This is a genomic window from Lysinibacillus sp. NPDC096212 (assembly GCF_044763105.1).
Lineage (GTDB): Bacteria > Bacillota > Bacilli > Bacillales_A > Planococcaceae > Lysinibacillus.
In genome coordinates, this window is record NZ_JBIWFQ010000010.1 from 60245 (window position 1) to 81406 (window position 21162).

At 34.3% G+C, this 21162-nt stretch carries 19 protein-coding genes and 2 pseudogenes; 16 read left to right on the forward strand and 5 right to left on the reverse strand.

Going from position 1 to position 21162, the window contains the following annotated elements:
* Nucleotides 1-61: 61 nt before the first annotated feature.
* Nucleotides 62-1876, reverse strand: coding sequence for a terpene cyclase/mutase family protein (locus tag ACIQ7T_RS11890; RefSeq protein ID WP_402870522.1), 1815 nt, complete (start codon nt 1874-1876; stop codon nt 62-64).
* Between the two features lie 217 nt (nt 1877-2093).
* Here ACIQ7T_RS11890 and ACIQ7T_RS11895 point away from each other — a divergent pair, with 217 nt between their 5' ends.
* Entirely contained in the window at nt 2094-2369 is a 276-nt protein-coding gene (locus ACIQ7T_RS11895; protein WP_370081102.1) for a hypothetical protein, read from the forward strand.
* Nucleotides 2370-2626: 257 nt separating this feature from the next.
* On the opposite strand, the gene ACIQ7T_RS11900 is transcribed toward ACIQ7T_RS11895, so the two are convergent.
* Together ACIQ7T_RS11900 and ACIQ7T_RS11905 are read right to left on the reverse strand one after the other, a co-directional pair.
* Nucleotides 2627-3523 carry a PhzF family phenazine biosynthesis protein gene (locus ACIQ7T_RS11900; protein WP_402870525.1) on the reverse strand — a complete coding sequence of 299 codons (897 nt, stop codon included), beginning with the start codon at nt 3521-3523 and terminating at the stop codon, nt 2627-2629.
* Nucleotides 3524-4274: 751 nt separating this feature from the next.
* A pseudogene (locus ACIQ7T_RS11905) lies at nt 4275-4528 on the reverse strand (tyrosine-type recombinase/integrase); the annotation flags it as partial.
* Between the two features lie 99 nt (nt 4529-4627).
* On the opposite strand from ACIQ7T_RS11905, the gene ACIQ7T_RS11910 reads away from it, so the two are divergent.
* From ACIQ7T_RS11910 to ACIQ7T_RS11930, 5 genes are all read left to right on the forward strand, one after another.
* The gene (locus ACIQ7T_RS11910; protein ID WP_370081108.1) at nt 4628-4834 is read left to right on the forward strand and encodes a hypothetical protein; all 207 of its coding nucleotides are present in this window, start codon (nt 4628-4630) and stop codon (nt 4832-4834) included.
* Nucleotides 4831-5517 (forward strand): response regulator transcription factor, encoded by a 687-nt coding sequence (locus tag ACIQ7T_RS11915; protein ID WP_370081110.1) that lies wholly within the window; start codon nt 4831-4833, stop codon nt 5515-5517. The genes ACIQ7T_RS11910 and ACIQ7T_RS11915 overlap by 4 nt, the downstream gene beginning before the upstream one ends.
* A complete protein-coding gene (locus ACIQ7T_RS11920; RefSeq protein ID WP_370081112.1) occupies nt 5514-6779 on the forward strand; it encodes a sensor histidine kinase in 1266 nt (421 codons plus the stop codon). Before ACIQ7T_RS11915 ends, ACIQ7T_RS11920 begins: the two co-directional genes overlap by 4 nt.
* A 140-nt stretch (nt 6780-6919) precedes the next feature.
* Complete coding sequence (locus ACIQ7T_RS11925; RefSeq protein ID WP_370081114.1) at nt 6920-7681, forward strand: ABC transporter ATP-binding protein; 762 nt, start codon at nt 6920-6922, stop codon at nt 7679-7681.
* A 10-nt stretch (nt 7682-7691) separates the two neighbouring features.
* A complete protein-coding gene (locus ACIQ7T_RS11930; protein WP_402870655.1) occupies nt 7692-10019 on the forward strand; it encodes an ABC transporter permease in 2328 nt (775 codons plus the stop codon).
* Nucleotides 10020-10502: 483 nt separating this feature from the next.
* Here ACIQ7T_RS11930 and ACIQ7T_RS11935 read toward each other — a convergent pair.
* Nucleotides 10503-10673 (reverse strand): annotated as a pseudogene (locus ACIQ7T_RS11935) (PhzF family phenazine biosynthesis protein); the annotation flags it as partial.
* Between the two features lie 428 nt (nt 10674-11101).
* On the opposite strand from ACIQ7T_RS11935, the gene speD reads away from it, so the two are divergent.
* Entirely contained in the window at nt 11102-12610 is a 1509-nt protein-coding gene (gene speD / locus ACIQ7T_RS11940; protein WP_402870531.1) for an adenosylmethionine decarboxylase, read from the forward strand.
* Nucleotides 12611-12895: 285 nt separating this feature from the next.
* Here speD and ACIQ7T_RS11945 read toward each other — a convergent pair whose 3' ends face one another.
* Nucleotides 12896-13372: a GNAT family N-acetyltransferase gene (locus ACIQ7T_RS11945; RefSeq protein WP_402870533.1), complete on the reverse strand. Its 477-nt coding sequence runs from the start codon at nt 13370-13372 to the stop codon at nt 12896-12898.
* A gap of 274 nt (nt 13373-13646) precedes the next feature.
* Between ACIQ7T_RS11945 and ACIQ7T_RS11950 the strand changes: the two genes are divergently transcribed.
* The 9 genes from ACIQ7T_RS11950 to ACIQ7T_RS11990 all read left to right on the forward strand — a co-directional run bounded on the left by ACIQ7T_RS11950 (nt 13647) and on the right by ACIQ7T_RS11990 (nt 21092).
* Nucleotides 13647-13778, forward strand: a complete 132-nt coding sequence (locus tag ACIQ7T_RS11950; RefSeq protein WP_255350012.1) for a hypothetical protein — start codon at nt 13647-13649, stop codon at nt 13776-13778.
* Nucleotides 13771-14268: an RNA polymerase sigma factor gene (locus ACIQ7T_RS11955; protein WP_370081120.1), complete on the forward strand. Its 498-nt coding sequence runs from the start codon at nt 13771-13773 to the stop codon at nt 14266-14268. Before ACIQ7T_RS11950 ends, ACIQ7T_RS11955 begins: the two co-directional genes overlap by 8 nt.
* Nucleotides 14258-14917 (forward strand): zf-HC2 domain-containing protein, encoded by a 660-nt coding sequence (locus ACIQ7T_RS11960; protein WP_370081122.1) that lies wholly within the window; start codon nt 14258-14260, stop codon nt 14915-14917. Before ACIQ7T_RS11955 ends, ACIQ7T_RS11960 begins: the two co-directional genes overlap by 11 nt.
* Nucleotides 14918-15430: 513 nt before the next feature.
* On the forward strand, nt 15431-15850 hold the full coding sequence (locus tag ACIQ7T_RS11965) for a GNAT family N-acetyltransferase (protein WP_370081124.1): 420 nt from the start codon (nt 15431-15433) through the stop codon (nt 15848-15850).
* 497 nt (nt 15851-16347) lie between these two features.
* The gene (locus tag ACIQ7T_RS11970) at nt 16348-16686 is read left to right on the forward strand and encodes a DUF4870 domain-containing protein (protein WP_370081126.1); all 339 of its coding nucleotides are present in this window, start codon (nt 16348-16350) and stop codon (nt 16684-16686) included.
* Between the two features lie 12 nt (nt 16687-16698).
* The gene (locus ACIQ7T_RS11975) at nt 16699-17472 is read left to right on the forward strand and encodes a MerR family transcriptional regulator (protein ID WP_370081128.1); all 774 of its coding nucleotides are present in this window, start codon (nt 16699-16701) and stop codon (nt 17470-17472) included.
* Nucleotides 17473-18100: 628 nt separating this feature from the next.
* Entirely contained in the window at nt 18101-18649 is a 549-nt protein-coding gene (locus ACIQ7T_RS11980) for a hypothetical protein (RefSeq protein ID WP_370081130.1), read from the forward strand.
* 268 nt (nt 18650-18917) lie between these two features.
* Nucleotides 18918-19979: a suppressor of fused domain protein gene (locus ACIQ7T_RS11985; RefSeq protein WP_370081132.1), complete on the forward strand. Its 1062-nt coding sequence runs from the start codon at nt 18918-18920 to the stop codon at nt 19977-19979.
* Between the two features lie 264 nt (nt 19980-20243).
* Nucleotides 20244-21092 (forward strand): metallophosphoesterase family protein, encoded by an 849-nt coding sequence (locus ACIQ7T_RS11990; RefSeq protein ID WP_370081134.1) that lies wholly within the window; start codon nt 20244-20246, stop codon nt 21090-21092.
* Nucleotides 21093-21162 lie beyond the last annotated feature (70 nt).

Below are 21162 nucleotides of genomic sequence, written 5' to 3' on the forward strand. Positions count from 1 at the left end.
GATGAAAAAGGAGGGGGGTAGATAGATTAACTATTTTTTTTTTTAAAACTCCAATAATGAACTAATTGTATTTTTTTAGGTAATGGCTCAATGTAACCAAAGGCCATACGTATTGATAGCTGTGATAGTGTATATAAAAGTGTCCTGGTAAACCTGCACCTGTAGGATAAGTAATCCGACTAGTTTCTGTATTTTGCCATTCTAAAATTCTTATAATTCCTTCTGTGATTTCTTTTGTAGGAAACTCAGAGATAGAAATTAATGCATCAACTGCCCAACAAGTTTGTACTAATGTAGAATAGGGTAAAGGAATATATTCTCTATGAAAATCACTCTGGCATGATTCACCCCAGCCTCCGTCAGATTGTCTTCTATTTAACAACCAATCTGTTGCTTTCTGAATAGTTGGATGATCAGATGGAATTCCAACTGCCTTTAATCCCGTGACAGCAGCCCATGTACCATAAATGTAAGATATCCCCCAACGTCCGTACCATGAACCATCATTAGTTTGATTCTTTATTAGCCATTTTACACTGTTCAATACACGAGGATGCTGCATAGTAAAATTTAAATGATTCCCTAGAAATTCCAATGTCCTGCCGGTGAGGTCAGCAGCAGAAGGATCTATAGCAGTGTCTTCAAAACTCTGTATGGGGAAAAGCCATTTAATGTATGAAGGACTATTTTTTTTAAATGCTCCCCAGCCTCCGTCATTGTTTTGCATGTTTAATAACCAATCAACTCCCGAATTCCAGGCCATACGAAATTCAGAATGACTACATGTGAAATTAGATAGTGCCCTTAATGCCGCTTGTGTATCATCAACATCAGGATTAATGGAGTTGCTTTCTGAAAAACCCCATCCTTTATTAGAGTGTTTGTGTTGTAATTCCATTAAGAAGTTCGAAGCTAATTGGATAGCTGGATCCTTAATGGTAAGACCCGATTCTTGTAAGGAATAAGAAATTAGCGCAGTGTCCCAAACAGTCGAAGGAGAGTTTTGAATATGAAAAACATCTCCTTTTTCGTATAAAAAAGATCTAATACCTCCAATAGCATTTTGAATAATAGGAGAAGATTTTTTATAACCTAGAGAAAGTAGTGCATAAATCATAAGAAATGTAGAACTTGCGTAACTATATAATGTCCCATCCTTTTCAATGCAATTCAATATATGTTGTTCAGCTTTTAGCCTCGTAGATTCTTTATAAGTAGGCAATATCTTTTTAAATAAACTAAACCATCTTTTTTTCTTTTTAAGTGAATTATATTTCTTTTGAGATAAAAATAAATGCTGTAAATCAGGCGTCCATTTATTAGTAACTACAAATTTATCGTGTCCTAATATTAAGATAGGAAGAAAGTGTGCTTGTACGTATGAGCTAAAATGAAAAAAATTAAATGTTAGAAACTTTGGTATATTCATGATGCTAAGTGGGATAGGAAATAGTCTTGGCCAAGGGTATAAGTTGGTAATAGCTAGTAAACACTTAGTAGAAATATGACTTTTTTCAAGTCCTCCATTCTCCACAATAAATTGTTCACTTAATTTCATCGACGGATCATCTTTATTCAAATGTCCAGAAAATAAAAGAGCTGTATATGCTTCAATTGTTGCAGATAAATTTCCTTTTTCATCATCATAAAGCTTCCAAGCACCGTTATTTTGCTGTTGCTGAAGCAGACGTGCAACAAGTTTCTTTATAAGATTCTCATCATCATAATCTAATACTCTTAACATGATAATCATATTTGCATCGGTCGTTGGGCCATTTTCAAAACAATATCTCCACGAACCGTCAATATATTGGTCTTGCTTCAGATTTTTAATAATTTGTTGTATTTTTTGGTTAATCTCATTTATTAGATTCATTTAAGTTTTTACCACCTCTCCTGTTGTATTTGTAAAAATGAATTGCAATTAAGATATTTTATGATGAGAGTTATAAAGGTAAATAGACAGGTGCGGAGAATTGAGGAGGGGGAGAGTTGGAATTACATAAATTACCCAGAATTCTATTTTTAATGAGATTAGCTCATATAAACTAATAATCTATCTTATCCATAACGGGGGTGGCATTTCACTTGAAATGAGTGATTCTTTAAATATTAAACATATAACCTTAATTATGTATGTAGATGGTAAAGAAGTATTTGCGAAAATGTTATTAATGCAATTAATAGTACTTTTGACAAAGGAGATGTCATCTGGTTTGTTGTTTCATCTTTTGAAACGGGGGAAAGCCGGAGATAACGTCAAAGGCTTACCTATTACTACAATAAGCGTCTCTTTTCTTCTTCAACGCTACCATGAGAACTTACCAAATAGGGGAACATTTTATTTATTGAATAAAAATATTATGTAAACTATTAGAAGGAACTTGAAGATTTGATATGAAGTGGAATAATTCAATTAGAACATCCAAAAGAGTATGTAATCCTTACATATGACGTTGGCATTTTTTCTTTAAATAGCCGATTGTCAAAACAGTCTATCTGCACTGACAATTATATGTGTAGGCACCATCAGTAAAAGGGAGAACAGAAAAAAATCACCCATGTCATAAAGAGTGATTTTTGAAAATCATACCTATAAAAAAGTCTCAAATTTAAGCTGCTATGTTTAGATAGTTAAAATACCTCGAATTGTGATGGTAGCAGCTCCTGCAACTTTGATGACTGGTTTTAATTCATTCGGAATAACAGTCACATAAAGCGTTCCAGGTCTTCCTATTGCATCTCCTTGAGCGATTTTAAGATGTGTTATGTCACCTTGAGGAATAACGCCTTCTAAATAGAAGAAGCCCGCTAATGCACCATTTGCTGCACCAGTTACAGGATCCTCTGGTATGCCAATCCCTGGCGCAAAATCTCTTGTATATAGTTCATATTCTTGCAAATTAGTAAAAGTATAAAGATGTGTCGTACTGATATTATGTTCTTTATTATGTTTTGCTAACGCTGCTAAGTCTGGCACTGCATTGTCGATATCGATTTGATCTTTTATTGGAACGAGTAAATGCCAGACACCAGTATTCGCTAGTTTGATTGGATAGGTTAAATCAATGCTTTTGGAATTGACGCCGATTAGTCGACTAAGCTCTTCCACATCAATATCGATATCTTGTGTTTTTGGCGTTACTTGCGTCATTTCCACATCGATAACTTTTCCGTTTTCCTTATGCCATACAACCGGTACTCTACCGATATTCGTTTCTAGCACTATACCTTCCTTTTTCTCAGCAAGACCAAACTCAGTCGCCAAAAGCCATGTTAACCCAACAGTTGCATGTCCGCAAAAGTTGATTTCTTCAGTGGGAGTGAAATATTTTACTTTATAATCTATATCTTCATTATTGGAAGGTAGTAAAAATACGCTTTCCGGCAAATTTAATTCTTTTGCGATACTTTGCATCTCATCTTCGGATAATTTTTCAGCATCTAGCACGACGCCAGCAGTATTACCTCCAAATTTTTCTGTTGTAAATGCATCTACATGATAAACTCTAATAACTCTCATCATAATAACTCCTTTCTAACTTTTATTGTTCCCTCCATACAGTGATTTACTAGATTTTTTTGAATTTTCGAGTTTATTATATAGTAAGAATACTAAATAATGCAATTTATTAAAGGGTGAACTTTTTGTTAATTGTAGAATTCTAATCGGAATTAACGTTATAGCTTAATTTTGTCGAACAAACCACCTATAGGTGTTATTTGTTGTGCAAAGATTAGAATTTTTAGCATCGTTGATTTCTCGCGCTTCTTGGATTTTTTGAATACTTAGATATGACTGAAGAACAAGCACGGATAAAAGCTATTATCGGAGAAGCGGAAGTTTAAGTATTGTATTAACTGGTGCTTTACGAACAAGAGGGTTTCTATATTGACGGATTTAATAGAAATGGCACTAATAGAATCCACTATGACTCAAAATCGTGTTCCTTTGGAGTGTCGGTTCGACCCCGACCACCGCTATCGTTAGAAGTTTTTTAGTCAAGATAAGAAATACTTGAAAGCCCATAAACCTTTATATATCAAGGTTTATGGGCTTTCTCCGTTTTTTGAGAAAACGATAGAAAACGATAAGAATTGAATTCATTTTACACAATAAAAGGCCTTGATAATACAGCTTTCTTTAGCAGTAAGAAATATAATTTTTTGTACAAATTGTTCTCAAAGCCTTTATGAGCATCAATTATTTATCTGTATTAAAAATAAAAAACGCATACCTGAAATTCAGATATGCATAAAAATGATGTATAATTCTAAGAAGAGAGCAAGATAGCGAATATAGCCGTTGTCGACTTAGATTCTTCTGCATGTAATTCCTGTGTAACGTGTGCATAATGTTATGAGTTGTTTCAATATCTTTATGGCCTAATCGTTCACATACATAGTAAATGGATATCTTTTTGTACAGCAACACACATGCATGGGTGTGTCTTAATCCATGTATGGTAATTGGCTCGATTCCAAGATCAACTAGTATCTTCTTCAAGAGTTTATTTGCATGTGTGTTAAAACATAAATCCTGATTTTAGTATGCAATTTTTGTTAAATCCCCTTATAATAGGATGACATATTGTGAAAATTTAGCGGACTTTAGGAGGAAATGTGTATGGCTGATTGTAGAACGCAATTCGATAAATTTCACGAGAATATCAAACTTAAAGAAGAAAATGAGATTTTAAAAGACAAGAGAGATATCATAATTAAAAAGCTAAATGAAAAATTGCCACAGCAAACAGATTATGAATTCAGCGTTTTTAACCAGGGTTCGTATGCTATGCATACCGAAAGTCTTTTTCTAGGAGAATTACGATGAAATTAGATTGTTTAATTGTTGATGATGAGATCGCTTTAGCTGAAACAACTTGTGAATATTTTAATATGTTCGAAGTAAAAACGGCTTTTGTGGCAAGTGCAGAAGAGTGCGAGTTATTTTTGGAAGAACATGAACCATCATTGCTTCTTCTAGACATCAATCTCGGTAGTGAATCGGGGTTTGATTTATGTAAAAAATTGCGTAAAACTACGCAGATTCCGATTCTATTTATAAGCGCTCGTTCCAGCGATGACGACGTTCTAATCGCACTTAACATAGGTGGGGACGATTACATTCAAAAACCATATACACTAAGCATATTATTAGCAAAAGTAAAAGCAGTACTCAAAAGATATGGCAGTGGTTCTAACCAACAAGAGGTTTTAGAGTTTGGTCAAATCCAAATTGATACAAAACTTCATCGTGTTCGAGTAAAGGGTATTGATATTCGTCTAAAAACGATGGAATATAAGCTTCTGTATTATTTGGTGAATAATAAAAACCGTATCATTACTAAAGATGAATTGTTTCAAAATGTATGGGGAGATTCTTTTGTAGGGGATGGGACACTAAATGTACATATTCGGCATTTACGTGAGAAAATTGAAGAAAATCCAAAGGACCCGCAATTTATAAAAACGATATGGGGAACAGGATATGTGTTAGAGGACACTAAGCAATGAGAATAAAATTGCTTAGTGTCCTGCTTCTGGTTATTTTTGTTGCAGGAATTACTTTCCCAATAATTATGATTAACAATAAAAATATTTCAGAAATGAATATAGTAGCCATTAATGAATTAGTTAAAACGGTCGAAAAAAATTGGGGACAAATTAATAATGAAACATTTGATAACAGCGGCTTTCAACAACCACTTATGATTATAGATAATTTAGAAAATGTAATTTATCAAACACCGGGTATTCAGTTTATTAATATATATGACGCCATCAAAAATAGGGATTCGATTATTGATGTGAAGCAAAATGATGAGGTCGTAGGGAAAATTATTATCCGCAATAACGATCATGAAATAGTGCAAAAAATGAAAAAGGAACTGGTTACATCTTTCAGTTTAATAGTTGGTTTAGTAATGATTGTTAGTATTATTTACAATGTCTATATTTATAGAACGTTACTAAAACCTTTTATGCAGCTTCAACATTTCGCGGCGAATGTTGCTAGAGGTAATTTAGATATTCCTTTAAATATGGATAAAGACAATTATTTTGGTGCATTCACGGAAAGTTTTGATTTATTACGTGAAGAACTCTATGCTGCTCGTCAAAGAGAGTATGAATCCAACCGTAGTAAGAAAGAGCTTGTGGCCACATTAAGTCATGATATTAAGACGCCTGTTGCTTCAATAAAGGCAGTTAGTGAATTGATGCTTCTGCAGGCAAAGGATGAAAAGGTCATTAAGCAAGTGAATACAATCTATTCGAAAGCAGAGCAAATTGACTTACTTGTTACAGATATGTTTCATGCCACTTTAGAAGAACTGCAACAGTTACAGATAACGGTAACCGAAGAATCGAGCGAGGTACTTGTTGATATGATTGAAAATGTAAATTATGACAATCAGATCGTCTATGATTCAATTCCACGATGTATTATTTTAACGGATTCTGTACGTATGCAGCAGGTAATAGACAATATTATCAGTAATTCATATAAATATGCAGGAACTAAGGTCACTATTAAGTCACAAATCAAACAGGGTTATCTTGAACTCCACATCATGGACTTAGGGTCAGGAATTAGCGAAGAAGAATTGCCTCTACTGTTCAATAAATATTATCGAGGAACAAATATCGGAGGCAAGAATGGTTCAGGACTTGGTCTCTATATATCGAAGTATTTCATGGGAAATATGTATGGCCAGATTAGCTGTTACAATGGGCAAGATGGCTTTACCGTAGTATTGAAAATCAAGCTTGCATGATAATTAAGGATTAGTTAATAATTGCACAAAGATTTAATAAGAATTCATTTTGTATGATAAGACTGTAATCTTCATTACGGTCTTTTTTCTTTGATTTGCAAATTCAAACATGAGCTTAATAAAGGGAGAGTGCTAAAAACATGACAAAGACGATTATCAAAACGGAGAAGCTGTGTAAAACCTTTTCGAGCGGTGGAATTCAACAGCATGTATTAAAAAATCTAGATATCAGTTTAATAGAAGGGGATTTTACAATCATAATGGGTAGTTCAGGGTCTGGGAAGTCCACTCTACTTTACGCAATGAGTGGAATGGATAAACCGACATTAGGCGAAATCGATTTTGCTGGTAAAAACTTAGCTAAATTAAACAACGACCAACTGGCAATATTTAGAAGGAATAATTGTGGTTTTGTATTCCAACAAATTTATTTACTGGATAATATGAGCGTACTCGATAATGTACTGGCAAGTGGTCTTTTAGTAAATAAGAATAAGCGTGAACTCGTAAAAAAAGCGAAAGAACTATTAATACAAGTAGGGATCAATGAAAACGCATGGTCTAAATTTCCGACACAGCTTTCTGGTGGTGAGGCTCAACGAGTTGGGATTGTTCGAGCATTAATTAACAATCCGAGAATACTTTTTGCCGATGAACCAACTGGTGCATTAAACTCTGCATCTAGTGATAGTGTGTTAGATGTTTTAACAAATGTAAATCGAAATGGGCAAAGCATAGTCATGGTCACTCATGATATGAAAACAGCATTGCGTGGAAACCGAATTTTATATTTGCGAGATGGCGTAATTTGCGGTGACTTGCAGTTAGGCGCGTTCAGTGAGGAAGAGAATTTCGAGCGTCATGAAAAGCTCGGGGCTTTCCTTGCAGAAATGGGGTGGTAAGGTGAAAATCATGAATTTAGCCCTCGCTAATATTAGAAGAAGTAAATCTGCAACAGCTTCCTTATTTACATTTATTTTAGTTGCTGCGCTACTTCTGAATATAGGTCTAATGGTCATTACTCAAATCAATACATTTTTTGATAGTAAAGCGGAACAATTAAAAGATCCTCACGCAATAATTATGATGGATTATGCAAGTTATAATTCAAGCTATGGAGAATTTATAACGAAATATCCAGGGGTGACAGAGTCAGAAACAGAAGAAATTATCAATATGGACATTGCCAAATTTAATTTTGGTGATAATGAATTAGCTAGTCGTACCGCTATTTTTAATGCGGATGATCATCGTAATATCGGGGCGTTGAAGTTGGTTGAAAAACTAAACACTTCAAGTGCAAATGATATTTTTATTCCTTACACTTTTAAAACAAATGGTGGTTATGAGTTAGGTGAAGATTTTACCATCACATATCAAAACAAGGACTATAAGTATCGAATTGCTGGATTTTTTGAAACAACAATGATGGGTACGACCAACATTGGATTCATGAAATTCATGCTACCAGCAATTGCTTATCAAACGTTAGCTGATGAACTAGACAAAGGATTGATCATATCTGCAGTGATGGAAGACAAAACACAATCTACAAAGTTAGTAAATGATTTTATTAAGGAGTTTCCTCAATCAACAGTAGGTGAGCCGACTTCATCTATTGGGACGTTAGATATTGAGATGGTGAAAAGTGTGAGCACGTTGACCATTAACATCATAGCTATGATTTTAGTAGCTTTTGCAGCCATTATCGTGCTTGTTTCACTAATTGTCATTAAGTATCGTGTATCAAATAGCATTGAAGACGGGATGACGAATATAGGAGTACTTAAAGCAATTGGTTATACAGGTAGACAAATCCTATCGTCAAATATTTTACAGTTTGTTTTAATTGCTTTTAGTGCAAGTGTTGTAGGGGTTGCATTGTCATATTGTCTTATGCCTATCATAGGAAACATTATTTCATCTCTATCTGGATTAATATGGTATCAGAGATTCAATATGATTATTAATTTAGCCAATATATTCATTATTGCTTTTTGTGTTGTAATTGTTACATTAATTTCCGCCTTCCGTGTTCGAAAAATTCAACCTATCATGGCACTTCGGGGAGGTATTCAAACGCATAGTTTTAGAAAAAATTATTTTCCATTGGAGAATACGGGAGGGGGGCTTCATTTTTTACTTGCAATTAAATCGATGCTGTCAAATGTAAAACAAAACATCATGATACTTTTAATTATTGTTGCATTAACATTCGCATCAGTTTTTTCAGTGGTACTTTTTTACAACATTGCTTCAGACAAAACCGCATTTGTTAACTTATTTGGCGTAGAACCGGCAAATGTGATGATATCTGTTAGGCAAGATGCAGATACAACAGAACTTTTGAGTCACATTAAACAAATGGACCATGTAAGTAAGGTAAATATTTTTGATTTTATTACAACAAAAATTGATAATCAAACTGTAAATACGAATGTTACGGATAATTATAATCAGTTAGAAAATAATATTGTCTACGAAGGCCGTCAGCCAAAATATGATAATGAAATATCCATCTCCTGGGTTGTATCAAATCAAATTAATAAAGGAATTGGCGATACGGTTGAAGTAGAATATGGGACTAAAACAGCTAGTTTTCTAGTAACTGGCCTTAGCCAATCAATCGGCAATTTAGGGCAAATAGCCTCATTAACGATGGATGGAATTCAGCGATTACAGTCAGATTATAAAGGCACGACCCTTTATGTATATCTAGATGGTATATCAAACCAAAACTTTATTGAAAACGTTCACGAACAGTACGGAGATTATATAGTAGAAACGATAGACATAGATAAAAATGTAGAGAGCCAAACAGGTATGTATACAGCTGCAGTGTTTGCAGTTATGATAATGGTTCTGACAATTACCGTTCTAGTTGTTGTAATGATTCTGTATCTGATCATCAAAACGATGATTATTAAGCGTAAGAAAGAGTTTGGCGTAATGAAAGCAATAGGCTACTCAACAATTCAATTGATGCATCAAATTTCCATCAGCTTTGTGCCCGTGATTATTACTGGAGTGGCCATTGGAGGTGTACTAGGATATTTTTATACGAACCCTATGCTTTCTGTATTACTTTCAAGTGCAGGGGTGAAACGTTTAGACTTTATCGTTCATTTACCGATTATTCTAATGCTATGTGTAGGCATTCTTATTTTAGCCTACATTGTCTCAATGTTCGTATCCTTAAAAATTAAGAAAGTTTCTGCTTACGGTTTAATTTCAGAATAATCATGCATAGTTTAGTATTAAAAATAGGCTAGATTCCAATGAAATAGAAACCGAGACTATATAATTAAACCCACCAGCACCCATGTGTTGCCACATAAACTCACCATAGGAGGAATGTGTGAATAGATGCTAACATTTTGTTAACGCAATCAAGTGAAAAGCAATAAATTTCCTTTTTATATTTTTTACTCACTAAGAGGCTGGGACAAAACTGGTCAGAACCTTAAAAAGCACAAGAAATCAATTTTTGACGTTGATTTCTAGCGCTTTTCTTTTGTGGATATTTTTTAATTTTGCTTTATAAAAATACTTATGTCCAGCCTCTTTTATGTATCTAACAAAAAATGAATTGATCCAATTCCTAACAGACAAAATGACAAATAAAGATATAGCAGGGGGTCTCAGGATCAATCTAACCTACGAAAAATATACGCAATGGTTTAAAAAGATTTACTGGTGAATATTAGGTTGGTTGTTTTAATCTTCATTATTTGAAGGTAGTAAAAATACAGACTCTGATAAATTTAGTTCTTTTGCGATACTTTGCATCTCATTTTCGGATAATTTTTCAGCATCTAGCACGACGCCAGCTATATTACCTCCAAATTTTTCTGTTGTAAATGCATCCACATGATAAACTCTAATATCTCTCATCTTATTAACCCCTTTCTAACTTTTATTGTTCCCCCCATACTAATACACTTAATGAAACCCTCATTTAGATTGGTTAGATACTGTAAACCATACCATAATACAACATTTTAAGGGAATATTACACTATAAAAGAGATGATTTACTAAAACTTGCGAAATTTTCATATCTATTATATAGTAAAAAGACTATTTTAAAAAAGGGTGAACTTTTTGTTAATTGTAGAATTCTAATCTGAATCAACGTTATAGCTTATTTTGTCGAACAAACCACCTATTTAAGGGTGTTATTTGTTGTGCAAAAAAGCAAGATTAGAATTAGTTAGCTTCGTATAAACGTTTAGCGCGACTAGTTTTAGTCGCGCTTTTTCTATTCGTTGATTTAGACAATTTTAATTTTTTTCTTATTAAAATTGAGAGGACGAATCTACAATGCAAAAACAATTACAACAAATTACAGCTGATATGCAGCTTGAAGAACACTATCATACATTAGAAAAAGCTCTACTTGCTTTATATTTCCACGAAAATTGTACAACTAAATCTTTAGCTCATACGACAGACTTACCAATACCTATCGTTTCAGCAATGAAGAAAGAATTTGCCAAGCAAGGTTGGGGTAAACATAGCTTAACAAAAAAGGGCCAGCTCGCTATCTCACAATATTTTCAACTCTCAGGTGCGGATGCTAAACTGTATCTTCAGTTAACGACAGATGATGCATTTCGTACAGAATGGATCACACAAAATATTAGCGAATTAAGCACTATTTATGAAGCTAGACCTTCTGCTGACGTGGCAATCGATCAAGCAAAATGTACAGTTGAGACAGCCTTAAAACGTGCATTGCTCGCACTTGACTATACGATGCTACTCAATAAGCGTATTTTGTGTTTAGGTGATGATGATTTCATCAGTGTTGCATTAGCGTTTTTACTAAAGAAAATTGCTCCAAACTCTACCACTAAAATTGTTGTGTTAGATATTGATAGACGAATTTTATGTACGATTAGCAAAATAGCTAAGGACTATGAGCTTCCGATTAAAACAGATTATTATAACGTTCAGGAGCCTTTGCCTAAAACATACGCCCACCAGTTTGATTGCGTATACACAGACACACCGTATACCTTGACTGGCGCACAGCTTTTTTTATCACGTGCGATTAACGCATTAAAGCCTGAAGCAATGCGACATGTGTTTTTTTCCTATGCTAAACGTAGCTACCAAAAGCAGTGGCAACTACAGCAAAGCTTATATTCTATGGGCTTCGTGATTGGCAGTATCCAATACGACTTAAACACCTATGAAGGTGCGCAGATTTTAGGTGCTACAAGCCAATTATTCGTATTACAAACAACAGAGCAAATGACTCCTTATATTCCTAATCAGCGTAAATTTACGCGACCCATTTACACAGGAGAAATAGAGAGAAAATCCGTCGTTTATCAGTGTAGCCATTGTCAGCACGCCCTTACAGTCGGAGCTGGCTATCAATACAGCACGATTGCTCAACTTCAAGCCAGTGGTTGCCCAGATTGCAAAAATAACAAGTTTTCACAAATGAAGAGAACAGTACAAAAATCACAATCCAAGCATGCATTAGGGCATCATATTTTATTAGAGTTGCACGATTGCAATGACGCATTACTCAATGACGTGCAACAAATTAAAAAGATTATGTGTCAAGCCGCTCATAAAGCAAAGGCAACGATTGTAACCGAACATTTCCATCATTTTTCACCGTATGGGGTTAGCGGTGTAGTCATTATTCAAGAATCCCATTTAACGATTCATACGTGGCCGGAGTACGGTTATGCGGCAATAGATGTTTTCACGTGTAACAGTAAATTAGCTCTACAAGACGCTGTTCAATATATTACTGAGCGATTTAATGCAGGGAATGCCACACAACATTACCTGCATCGAGGTAGACCATAAAACTTAAAATGAAACAGGAAAAGAAAGACAAATCGTTTTCTTTTCCTGTTTTTATGTTTTCACTTGATGAGAGTTACCATATGTGTCTTGCAAAATAAGAGCTAGTAGTATTGATAAAAATATTATGTTTACTAAATGAAAAGACTCAACTATTGGCAATAGAACGGAATAATTCAATCAATTAATCAGGACACCAAAAAGGGGCTTACAAGTTGTCATTAGATTTTAGAAAAGGGGAGAACAAAAAAATCACCCATGTCATGACGAGTGATTTTTGAAAATCCATTAAATGTTTAGGGTCATAACAATTTGCTCGCCAATACGTCCTATTCTTCTTTCCCCATTATCGACAAAGCCAACTTTTAAATATAAATTTTGAGCCGGAATATTTTTTTGATTAACGACTAAAACGACTTCATTATATTCTTTAAATTCCCTCTTCATAAATTCAGACAATGCTAGCATCCCTTTTTTGGCGTACCCATTTCCTTGTTGTTTATGATCAATAGATAATGCAGTAAGCAGCATAGCTTTTGGATTATTAGAATACTCTTTTACTCTTTCTGTTGCGTGCAGGACAAAAAATCCTACAGGTACATGATCACTCAAAATAACAATCGGATATTGTCCAACCGTTTCTATAGAAATCTCTTTTGGAAGGGCAGTAAATTGACTTTGTTCTTCTGGAAGGTCAAAGTCATTTAAACTATCCACGTACTCTTCTGAGAAATGTACTAATTCGATGGTGTTCGTTTTTTGCATAAAATTGCCTCCTTTTTTCATTATTCTAATACCGGAACAAACGTTCGTCAAGAGGCTTGATTTATAAATGGTGAATAATGATAAAAATGATGCCGGCTAGAAACAATAAATGAGAGGATGTGATAGAACAATAAGGACGAAAGGGGTCACTAGACGACAGTAATCCTCGGTGTCAATATAGGAGATCACAATTGTTAATCAACAGGCGTGATAATCTTTAGAAGAAATGAAGGATATTTCAAACCCCACAATAAAAATGATTAGGGCACAAAAAATGAATAAAGAAAAAAATAAAAAAATTGTTGTAACGAATCAACAAATTTTTGGATATATAGATGATTGGCTTTCAAAAGACTTGATTCAGAATAGCAAAATTCTCATTAGAAAGGAGGTAAATCGTGGATAAAGAAAATATATATCAAGAATATGGGGATTTTATTTTTAGGTATTTATTAACCCTTACAAATGATGGTCAATCTGCTGAAGAATTAACGCAAGAGACGTTCTATCAAGCCATTAAGTCCATTGAAAACTTTCATAATAACGGAAAAGCAAAATTTTCAACGTGGTTATGTTCAATCGCGAAAAACGTGTGGTTACAAGAAATGAATCGCGAAAAAAACAAGCACCAGTTAGTGAACTCACTAAGTGATGAAACTCCTATATTTTATAATTTAGAAGATGAATATTTTAGAAATGAAGACAAAATTAATTTTTATAAAAAAGCTCAACAACTGAGTGAGATAAACCGTGAAATACTTTATCTCAGATTATTAGGTGATTTATCTTTTAAAGAGATTGGCTCCATTTTGGGAAGAACAGAAAACTGGGCAAGAGTAACATTTTATCGTGCAAAACAACAAATCAGAAAAGGTGGGGAAAATAATGAATCATAGCGTTTTTAGAGATTTAATCCCGAGCTACATAGAAAATTTAACAAGCGAAGAGACAAATAAACAAATAGAAAAACATATGGAACAATGTGAGGAGTGCCAACAGTATGTAAAGGAAATGCAGGAAAACCTGTTGGTAGAACGTACCCATGAGCAAAAAAAGGAGGATAAAAATATCGATTATTTTAAAAAGGTGCGATCAAAAAATAGGAAAAAGATTTTCATTATTGTAGGATCACTACTATCCATTTTCCTTATTATATCCATTGGTTGTTTCTTCCTCTTCGCCCACATGTGGATAGCAGATGAAAAGGGCATACAAACAACCGTCCAACAACAAGGTACAACGGTTACATTGTCCTTTCAAACGAAAAATGACAATCGTTATCCTTTATCGATGAAACATAGGGGACAGAAGTATATCTATGAGATCATTATTTATGAAAAGTGGAATGATTTTTCAGAACCAGCCAGGATTTTAAAAGATGGAAGTAATGTCACGTTTACATTTTTAGATGAAAATACATTATTACTGGACAATGGTGAAGAAAAGAAACTGACAGACGAAGACAAAATACTCATTCAATATAAAAATAGTACGGAAGAGATACTATTAAAGGATTTATACGATCCAGAAAATAAAAGAAAATGATATGAACATGAATAAGAAAAGAATAGTTGCTACATTAATTCTAGATTATTCACCGACCAATATAAAATCCCGCAGAAAAGCTTTTTACTGCGGGATTCTCTTTTTCACTTAAAGTATTTTAATTTTTTCATTATACTTGATTCTATGCTTTCCCTCAGCCTAGCTAATTCCAATAGGGAAGAGGATTATTCAATTGTATGTAATCGTCCAAGTCACCATGTACATAACAATAAAGTAACTATAATCGTTAATATTAACGATAAAATAGACATCATTCCCCATTTATCATCACATAAAAATTCAAATAGCCCCAAGTTACAGGAAAAACTTTACCAATTATTTGTAAGAGATTGAGCAGCATATCAACGGGAAACATAATACCTGAAAGCATAACGAACGGAGAAATTTTTAAATTTGAAGTGCTACCTTTATACAGATTTGAGAGATATTGTGTAATGAGAAAAGGGATATTAATATAGATTTAAAGAAGTGCAAAATTTTGGGGAATGAAAAATGATTTTACTTAAATATAAAGTAGAGGAAAACGAGCTAGCAATGTTAAAAGAAGTTTATCAATCGGTAGGATGGATGAAACATGACGAACGCATCATAAAAAAAGTTTTCAATGCAAGTACACACCAAGTTTTCGCAGTAAAAGATCATGAAATTATAGGGTTTGCGAGAGCTCTTTCAGACGGTGTATTCAATGCTGCTATTTATGATGTTGTAGTCCATAAAGATTATCAAGGAAGAGGAATTGCCAGAACTCTTTTAGAGGACATCATTCACCAATTAGAGGATGTTTCTTGTATTCAGCTAATTGCAACGACAGGAAATGAACCTTTTTACGAAAAGATCGGCTTTAAAAAATTGCAAACTGGTATGGCCATATACAAAAATCCGCAACTAGCAGAGGAGTATTTGGAAAAGTAATAATCCTTGTGGTGGAGGACAAAAAAAGCTGTAGCGTACGGTATCGCTACAGCTCAATTTGACTTGCTTAGGTTAGTCAGTAAAACGATTATATCATACAATAGAGCAAACTAAAAATAACAACAGCTATATTTGATGAAGTATTTAAACACAAGGAAAACTTTAAAGAAATCACAGAATTGAGCTTCAGGAAGCCCACTTCTTCAGAGGTGGGAGGAATGAAGTGCATTTTTCTTTTTAGAACATATGTTTATATTGTAAATAATCAAAAAAAGAAAGGAGTGACGGGTAATGACGCTTCTCTTAAGTACATAAGAACCCCACTGCTTTAACTGTGGGAGTAGTCAGAAAAATCCAAACGTGAATTCTGATATGTAAGTATTTAATGAAAAAATTATCATTTGTCCTTGAATCTCCAGTAGCGTCACCTTTTATGATGAATTTAGTTACTCACTTTAAAAGGTAACAATCAAATATGCTATTGGAGGAAAAGCACAATGAAAAAAGAGAGTTTATTAAACAGAGGATTGGCAAGTTTAATGCACCTGTTCTCGCTACTATTAACCTTTATTTTACCTATATTGGTATACTTAGTATCAAGGAATAAGAATAAATATTTTGCTGATCATGCAAAAGAAGGGATGAACCTTCATTTTACTTTCTTCCCAGTTTTTTTGTTATTAACTTTTATGTCTAAAAAATGGAGCGCAGTTTCAAACCTTTCTTTTGCACTTATTATTCTTGAAACAATATTAATTTTAATTGCAGCAATTTATACTTTAAATGGAAAAAAGTTTTCTTATCCCGTTATACGATACTTTAAAGTCAATCATTAAGGAGAGAATAATTTGTCGGAGAAAGGGATTTTTACGATAGGTGAACTTGTGCAAATGTCTGGTGTTAGTATTAGAACACTTCGATATTATGACAGCATAGACCTACTGAAACCAAGTGATTATACAGAGGGTGGGCATAGATTATATACTACAGAGGACCTATCTACTTTACAAAACATTAAGTCATTACAGTTTCTAGGCTTGTCGCTAAAGGAAATTAAAGACATACTGCAAAAAAACACTGTTAAAGGTGAAATTATCTTAAAATCTTTAAACGATCAAAAACAGTTATTTGAAGCAAAAAAACTTGAAATTATAAATATATTATCTGATATAAACCATCTTATTGAAACAGTGAAAGATGAGGAAATCATCCATATCGAGATATTTTGTGCTATGCTTCAAAAATTAATGTTTGCTGAAAATACTGAAACATGGTTTAAAGAACACTTTTCAGATATAACTGATGAATTATTTAGTATAAATAAATCCGAAGAAATCGATCTAGATAAAAAATGGACTAAAGTTTTATCAGAAATTAAACATTTAACACTTACAAAAGCTATACCTTCTTCAAAAGAAGCTCAAGAAACAGTTAAAACACTTCTGCAACTTATGAATGAAACCTTGAAAGGAAATTTAGATTTGGTTGAAAAAAAGCTACCATCCACAGAATCATTCAACTTTCCGAATCCTTTTACAGAAAAGGAGCAAATATTTTTAAAAGAAGCGATAAATATATATCAAAATAATTGTTACAACACCCAGGCAACGATAAAGAATTAATATATGAAAATCCGGCAATGAAAAAGCCAGTTGAAAAATTGCTAGTATGAAAATTAAACCCCAATTGTTTCTAACAATTGGGGTTTAATGAAAAGCTTAATTAGTAATTAATTTCATTTTTCTAAAGAAGATTTTGATTGTTTCATCTGTGTTGCTACGAAACAAGTTATTATGACAATTACTGATAAAATCAAAAACTCCTTATGTAAATCCAAAGGCAATGGCTTCTTTAATCCAAGACAACCGATAAAAATAATAGTCAATAAACATACTATAATATACAAACTAATAAAGTATATGATAGTCTTTAACATTGAACTTTAACTAAATGCCCCTATAAAGCCTCAAACTATACACCACATACTTTGACAATCACAGTTAATATCCTCTCGTACATACCTATAGAAAAAATCAGTAAATCACATAAGAATACGATTCAAGACATATAAATAAAGGTGGCGGAAAAACATAAGTTTAAAATTATAGATGATAATTAAGAAAATCTTCACTTTTTACTAAGAAAAAATGAGCTTCGTTATATATACTTATAAAAAAAGGAAATAAATGAAACCGTTTGAATATTTAAAACGTATTGGTAGTAGGGAAGAATATTGAAGTAGGTGAGGAAATGGCATACACCATTTACATAGTATTAACAAAAACAGGTACATTATTATCAAAAGCTATAGGCATGTATACTGGAAAAGAGATGAATCATGCGTCCATTGCTTTTGATGAGGAACTCTTTGAAATGTATAGCTTTGGACGTAGACAACTAAACAATCCTTTAAGTGGGGGTTTTTTGCGAGAAGACGCAGAAAGAGGGCTATTTGAAACAGCCGATTGTGTCATTTATCGTTGTAAAATATCTCATTTTCAATACTTAGAGATGATGAAAATCGTAGAATATATGCATTGGAATCGTGATCGCTATAAATATAATTTTATTGGGCTCTTTGGCGTGGTGATGCAAAAAGAGGTAAGAAGAGAGCGTGCCTATTTTTGCTCGCAATTTGTGGCGATGCTTTTAAAGGTTGGAGGGCTGAAAGTTTATCAGAACCCAGCATTAATGACACCCCATTGCATTGCACAATTACCTTATTTAGAAAAAGTATATGCTGGGAAGCTTGCAGATTATTTACAAAGTGTCCGTTCACCAGTAATGTTATACGGTTAAGGCGAAATTTTGAATCATTCTAATTATTTTTTATCCTCGCTTTGATAACGCCTCGGCGCATCTAGATATCCGTTGAGGCTTCATATTTAGGCATGTCTTTACAGATTGTCATAGGACTTAGTAACTTTTACTCAATATTCACACAGATTAATGAAAAAAATCTAGTAATATTAGAGGTAATTAAATTAGGTATTATTCTCTTTGGAGTGTGTTATATACTTTATAGTATAATTATAGGTAATATTGGAATACATAGGGGGAGTTGTTGATGAGCGAAGAAATAAATGCATCTGGCTGGGACGCGATTGATCAGGAAGTATTAAAAGTTTACGGAGACCAGGAGCCGAAGCATTATGGAACCGTTATTCCATATTTACTAGGAGGCGAAGATCCGCTTGAAGGAATCAGTGCCTATAAAAGTGAGACACCAGTTCCACACTGGCATTTTGTAACTTATGGATTTTCCGAATTATATGAAAAAGAATCAGAGGATGCTGAATACAGCGGATATGGGTTTGAGTTAACATTTCGTCTTGCTCGAAATGAAGACGAGGAGGAGCCACCAGCGTGGGCGTTAAATTTGCTGCAAAACATGGGAAGATATGTTTTTGACAGTGGCAATGTTTTCAGAGCAGGTGATTATTTGGATGCTAATGGTCCAATCTGCGAAGGCGCTGATACGCTTTTAACAGCACTTGCATATACATTAGATCCAGAGTTGCCTGCGATTGATACACCGAATGGACAAGTGGAATTTATTCAAATGGTAGGGATTACAGGTGATGAGCTTGAGGCGATGCAAACTTGGAATACAATTGGTGTACTAAATGCAGGTCTAGAATATATCCCGAGCTATGTTACTGACTTATCTCGTGCATCTCTTTTACATATTTCATCCATTGCCGAAGCGGTAGAAAAAGGAATGGCGGAAGAAGGCTCAAATACTGGCTATTTATTTGTGGACCAACTAGCTTGGGAGCAGGGGAAAAAGGGATTGTTCAGCAAACAGCCTAATAAGTTAACGTTGGGGGCAAAGCAAGCAGGAATAATCGGTAAACTATTACGCGGGCGGATTTTAAAAGGGAAAAAACTAACCTTAGTTGGTCGAGAAATCCGAGTTGTATTTGAGCCAGGAGAAAAATGTGGGTATAGCGTGGAGGAAGCGGATGCTACCATAACTTTAAATGAAAAGGCAGTTATGGAGCTCAATCAAAACTTGATGCCACAAGAAAAAGAATTTGAATTACCTTCTATACCGGGGCTTTCACTCCTAATTGAAAAAACATATATTAAAGATCAGCAAGGAAACATTGTAGAAACAATCGGATGATAGAATATAATCTCTCGCTAAAACGAACAGTATATCCAAATGATATGAGTTTGGGTTCGTATAAAAGTGGGAGATTTTTTTATTAGTTTGGGATGTAACGTGAAAGCTGGAGACATGATTCGAATCTAAGGATGATTACTGTAAGGAGCGTGGACGAGGTACCGATTTTATGTCAATGGCAACCTGAAGAGGTATAGATGGCTATTCACATGAAAAGATGAAATTATTACTTTGGTACCTTTCTGTAAGGGGTGATGTGTTTAAATGAAGAAACAGATGAAAAGAGCATTAAAAATCGTTGATATTGCCAAAGAGCCTTTAGAGAAAATACCATACATTACCGCTGCACCAAAGGGAGCAGGGATTTCTTATGAATGGTTTCCCGTTTACTGGGGAGAGATGCTTGAACTGCCAGAGGAGTTGGATGCGCTAATTATTGCTTCTGATTTACAAGGAATCGCAGGTCATAATCAAGAAAAGATGGCAGAAACCCAGAAGTTACTTGGTGAGGAACTTGCGGAAGTGCTTTCCCTTTTGTTTCAAATTCATTTGTCAGATTTGGACCCTGCCAAGGTGATGGTGTGCTTATGTGGAGACTTGTATACTAATCTAACCAAAAGGGGTGCTAGCGGTAGTCCTTTGCCTGTATGGAGAGCTTTTCAGAGTCATTTTGGATTTATCACAGGCATCGCAGGAAATCACGATCTCTTGAGGAATGAGGAACTAGCGGAATTGAATTCTACCTCAGGTATCCATTTCTTCACGAATGGGGGTACGATCATGCATGCAAATCTTGCAGTAGCAGGAATCGGAGGAATTATCGGTAGGGTGAATAAACCGAATCGGATGGGGGAAGCCGATTATTTGGAAAAACTCAGAAACATTTTAAGGCAAGTTCCCGACATCCTGCTACTTCATGAAAGTCCGGAAATTAGCTCTCAGGGCCTGCCTGGAAATCCGAATATTTGGAAAGAACTACAAAATGCTGCTGAGCTTTTAGTCTGCTGTGGCCATGTTCGTTGGGACAAGCCATTAGCTGAAACAAGTAAAGGACTACAAATTTTAAATGCGGATGGGCGTGCTTTTATTTTCACAGCAACGACGCTAGATTAGAAATGCTTTATAATGTATATGAGGTAAGCCATTAGAAAGTGATGAAGGCTTGGATGTAGTCGGTTTTTCA

What these genes read in the sequence shown, in the direction of transcription:
- ACIQ7T_RS11945 (WP_402870533.1), bottom strand. Translation starts at nt 13,372, where the DNA reads ATGCAAAAAACGAACACCATCGAATTAGTACATTTCTCAGAAGAGTAC.
- ACIQ7T_RS11915 (WP_370081110.1), top strand. Translation starts at nt 4,831, where the DNA reads ATGAAATTAGATTGTTTAATTGTTGATGATGAGATCGCTTTAGCTGAA.
- ACIQ7T_RS11965 (WP_370081124.1), top strand. Translation starts at nt 15,431, where the DNA reads ATGATTTTACTTAAATATAAAGTAGAGGAAAACGAGCTAGCAATGTTA.
- ACIQ7T_RS11895 (WP_370081102.1), top strand. Translation starts at nt 2,094, where the DNA reads ATGAGTGATTCTTTAAATATTAAACATATAACCTTAATTATGTATGTA.
- ACIQ7T_RS11980 (WP_370081130.1), top strand. Translation starts at nt 18,101, where the DNA reads ATGGCATACACCATTTACATAGTATTAACAAAAACAGGTACATTATTA.
- ACIQ7T_RS11985 (WP_370081132.1), top strand. Translation starts at nt 18,918, where the DNA reads ATGAGCGAAGAAATAAATGCATCTGGCTGGGACGCGATTGATCAGGAA.
- ACIQ7T_RS11950 (WP_255350012.1), top strand. Translation starts at nt 13,647, where the DNA reads ATGAATAAAGAAAAAAATAAAAAAATTGTTGTAACGAATCAACAAATT.
- ACIQ7T_RS11990 (WP_370081134.1), top strand. Translation starts at nt 20,244, where the DNA reads ATGAAGAAACAGATGAAAAGAGCATTAAAAATCGTTGATATTGCCAAA.
- ACIQ7T_RS11890 (WP_402870522.1), bottom strand. Translation starts at nt 1,876, where the DNA reads ATGAATCTAATAAATGAGATTAACCAAAAAATACAACAAATTATTAAA.
- ACIQ7T_RS11910 (WP_370081108.1), top strand. Translation starts at nt 4,628, where the DNA reads ATGGCTGATTGTAGAACGCAATTCGATAAATTTCACGAGAATATCAAA.
- ACIQ7T_RS11900 (WP_402870525.1), bottom strand. Translation starts at nt 3,523, where the DNA reads ATGAGAGTTATTAGAGTTTATCATGTAGATGCATTTACAACAGAAAAA.
- ACIQ7T_RS11920 (WP_370081112.1), top strand. Translation starts at nt 5,514, where the DNA reads ATGAGAATAAAATTGCTTAGTGTCCTGCTTCTGGTTATTTTTGTTGCA.
- ACIQ7T_RS11925 (WP_370081114.1), top strand. Translation starts at nt 6,920, where the DNA reads ATGACAAAGACGATTATCAAAACGGAGAAGCTGTGTAAAACCTTTTCG.
- speD (WP_402870531.1), top strand. Translation starts at nt 11,102, where the DNA reads ATGCAAAAACAATTACAACAAATTACAGCTGATATGCAGCTTGAAGAA.
- ACIQ7T_RS11970 (WP_370081126.1), top strand. Translation starts at nt 16,348, where the DNA reads ATGAAAAAAGAGAGTTTATTAAACAGAGGATTGGCAAGTTTAATGCAC.
- ACIQ7T_RS11930 (WP_402870655.1), top strand. Translation starts at nt 7,692, where the DNA reads ATGAATTTAGCCCTCGCTAATATTAGAAGAAGTAAATCTGCAACAGCT.
- ACIQ7T_RS11960 (WP_370081122.1), top strand. Translation starts at nt 14,258, where the DNA reads ATGAATCATAGCGTTTTTAGAGATTTAATCCCGAGCTACATAGAAAAT.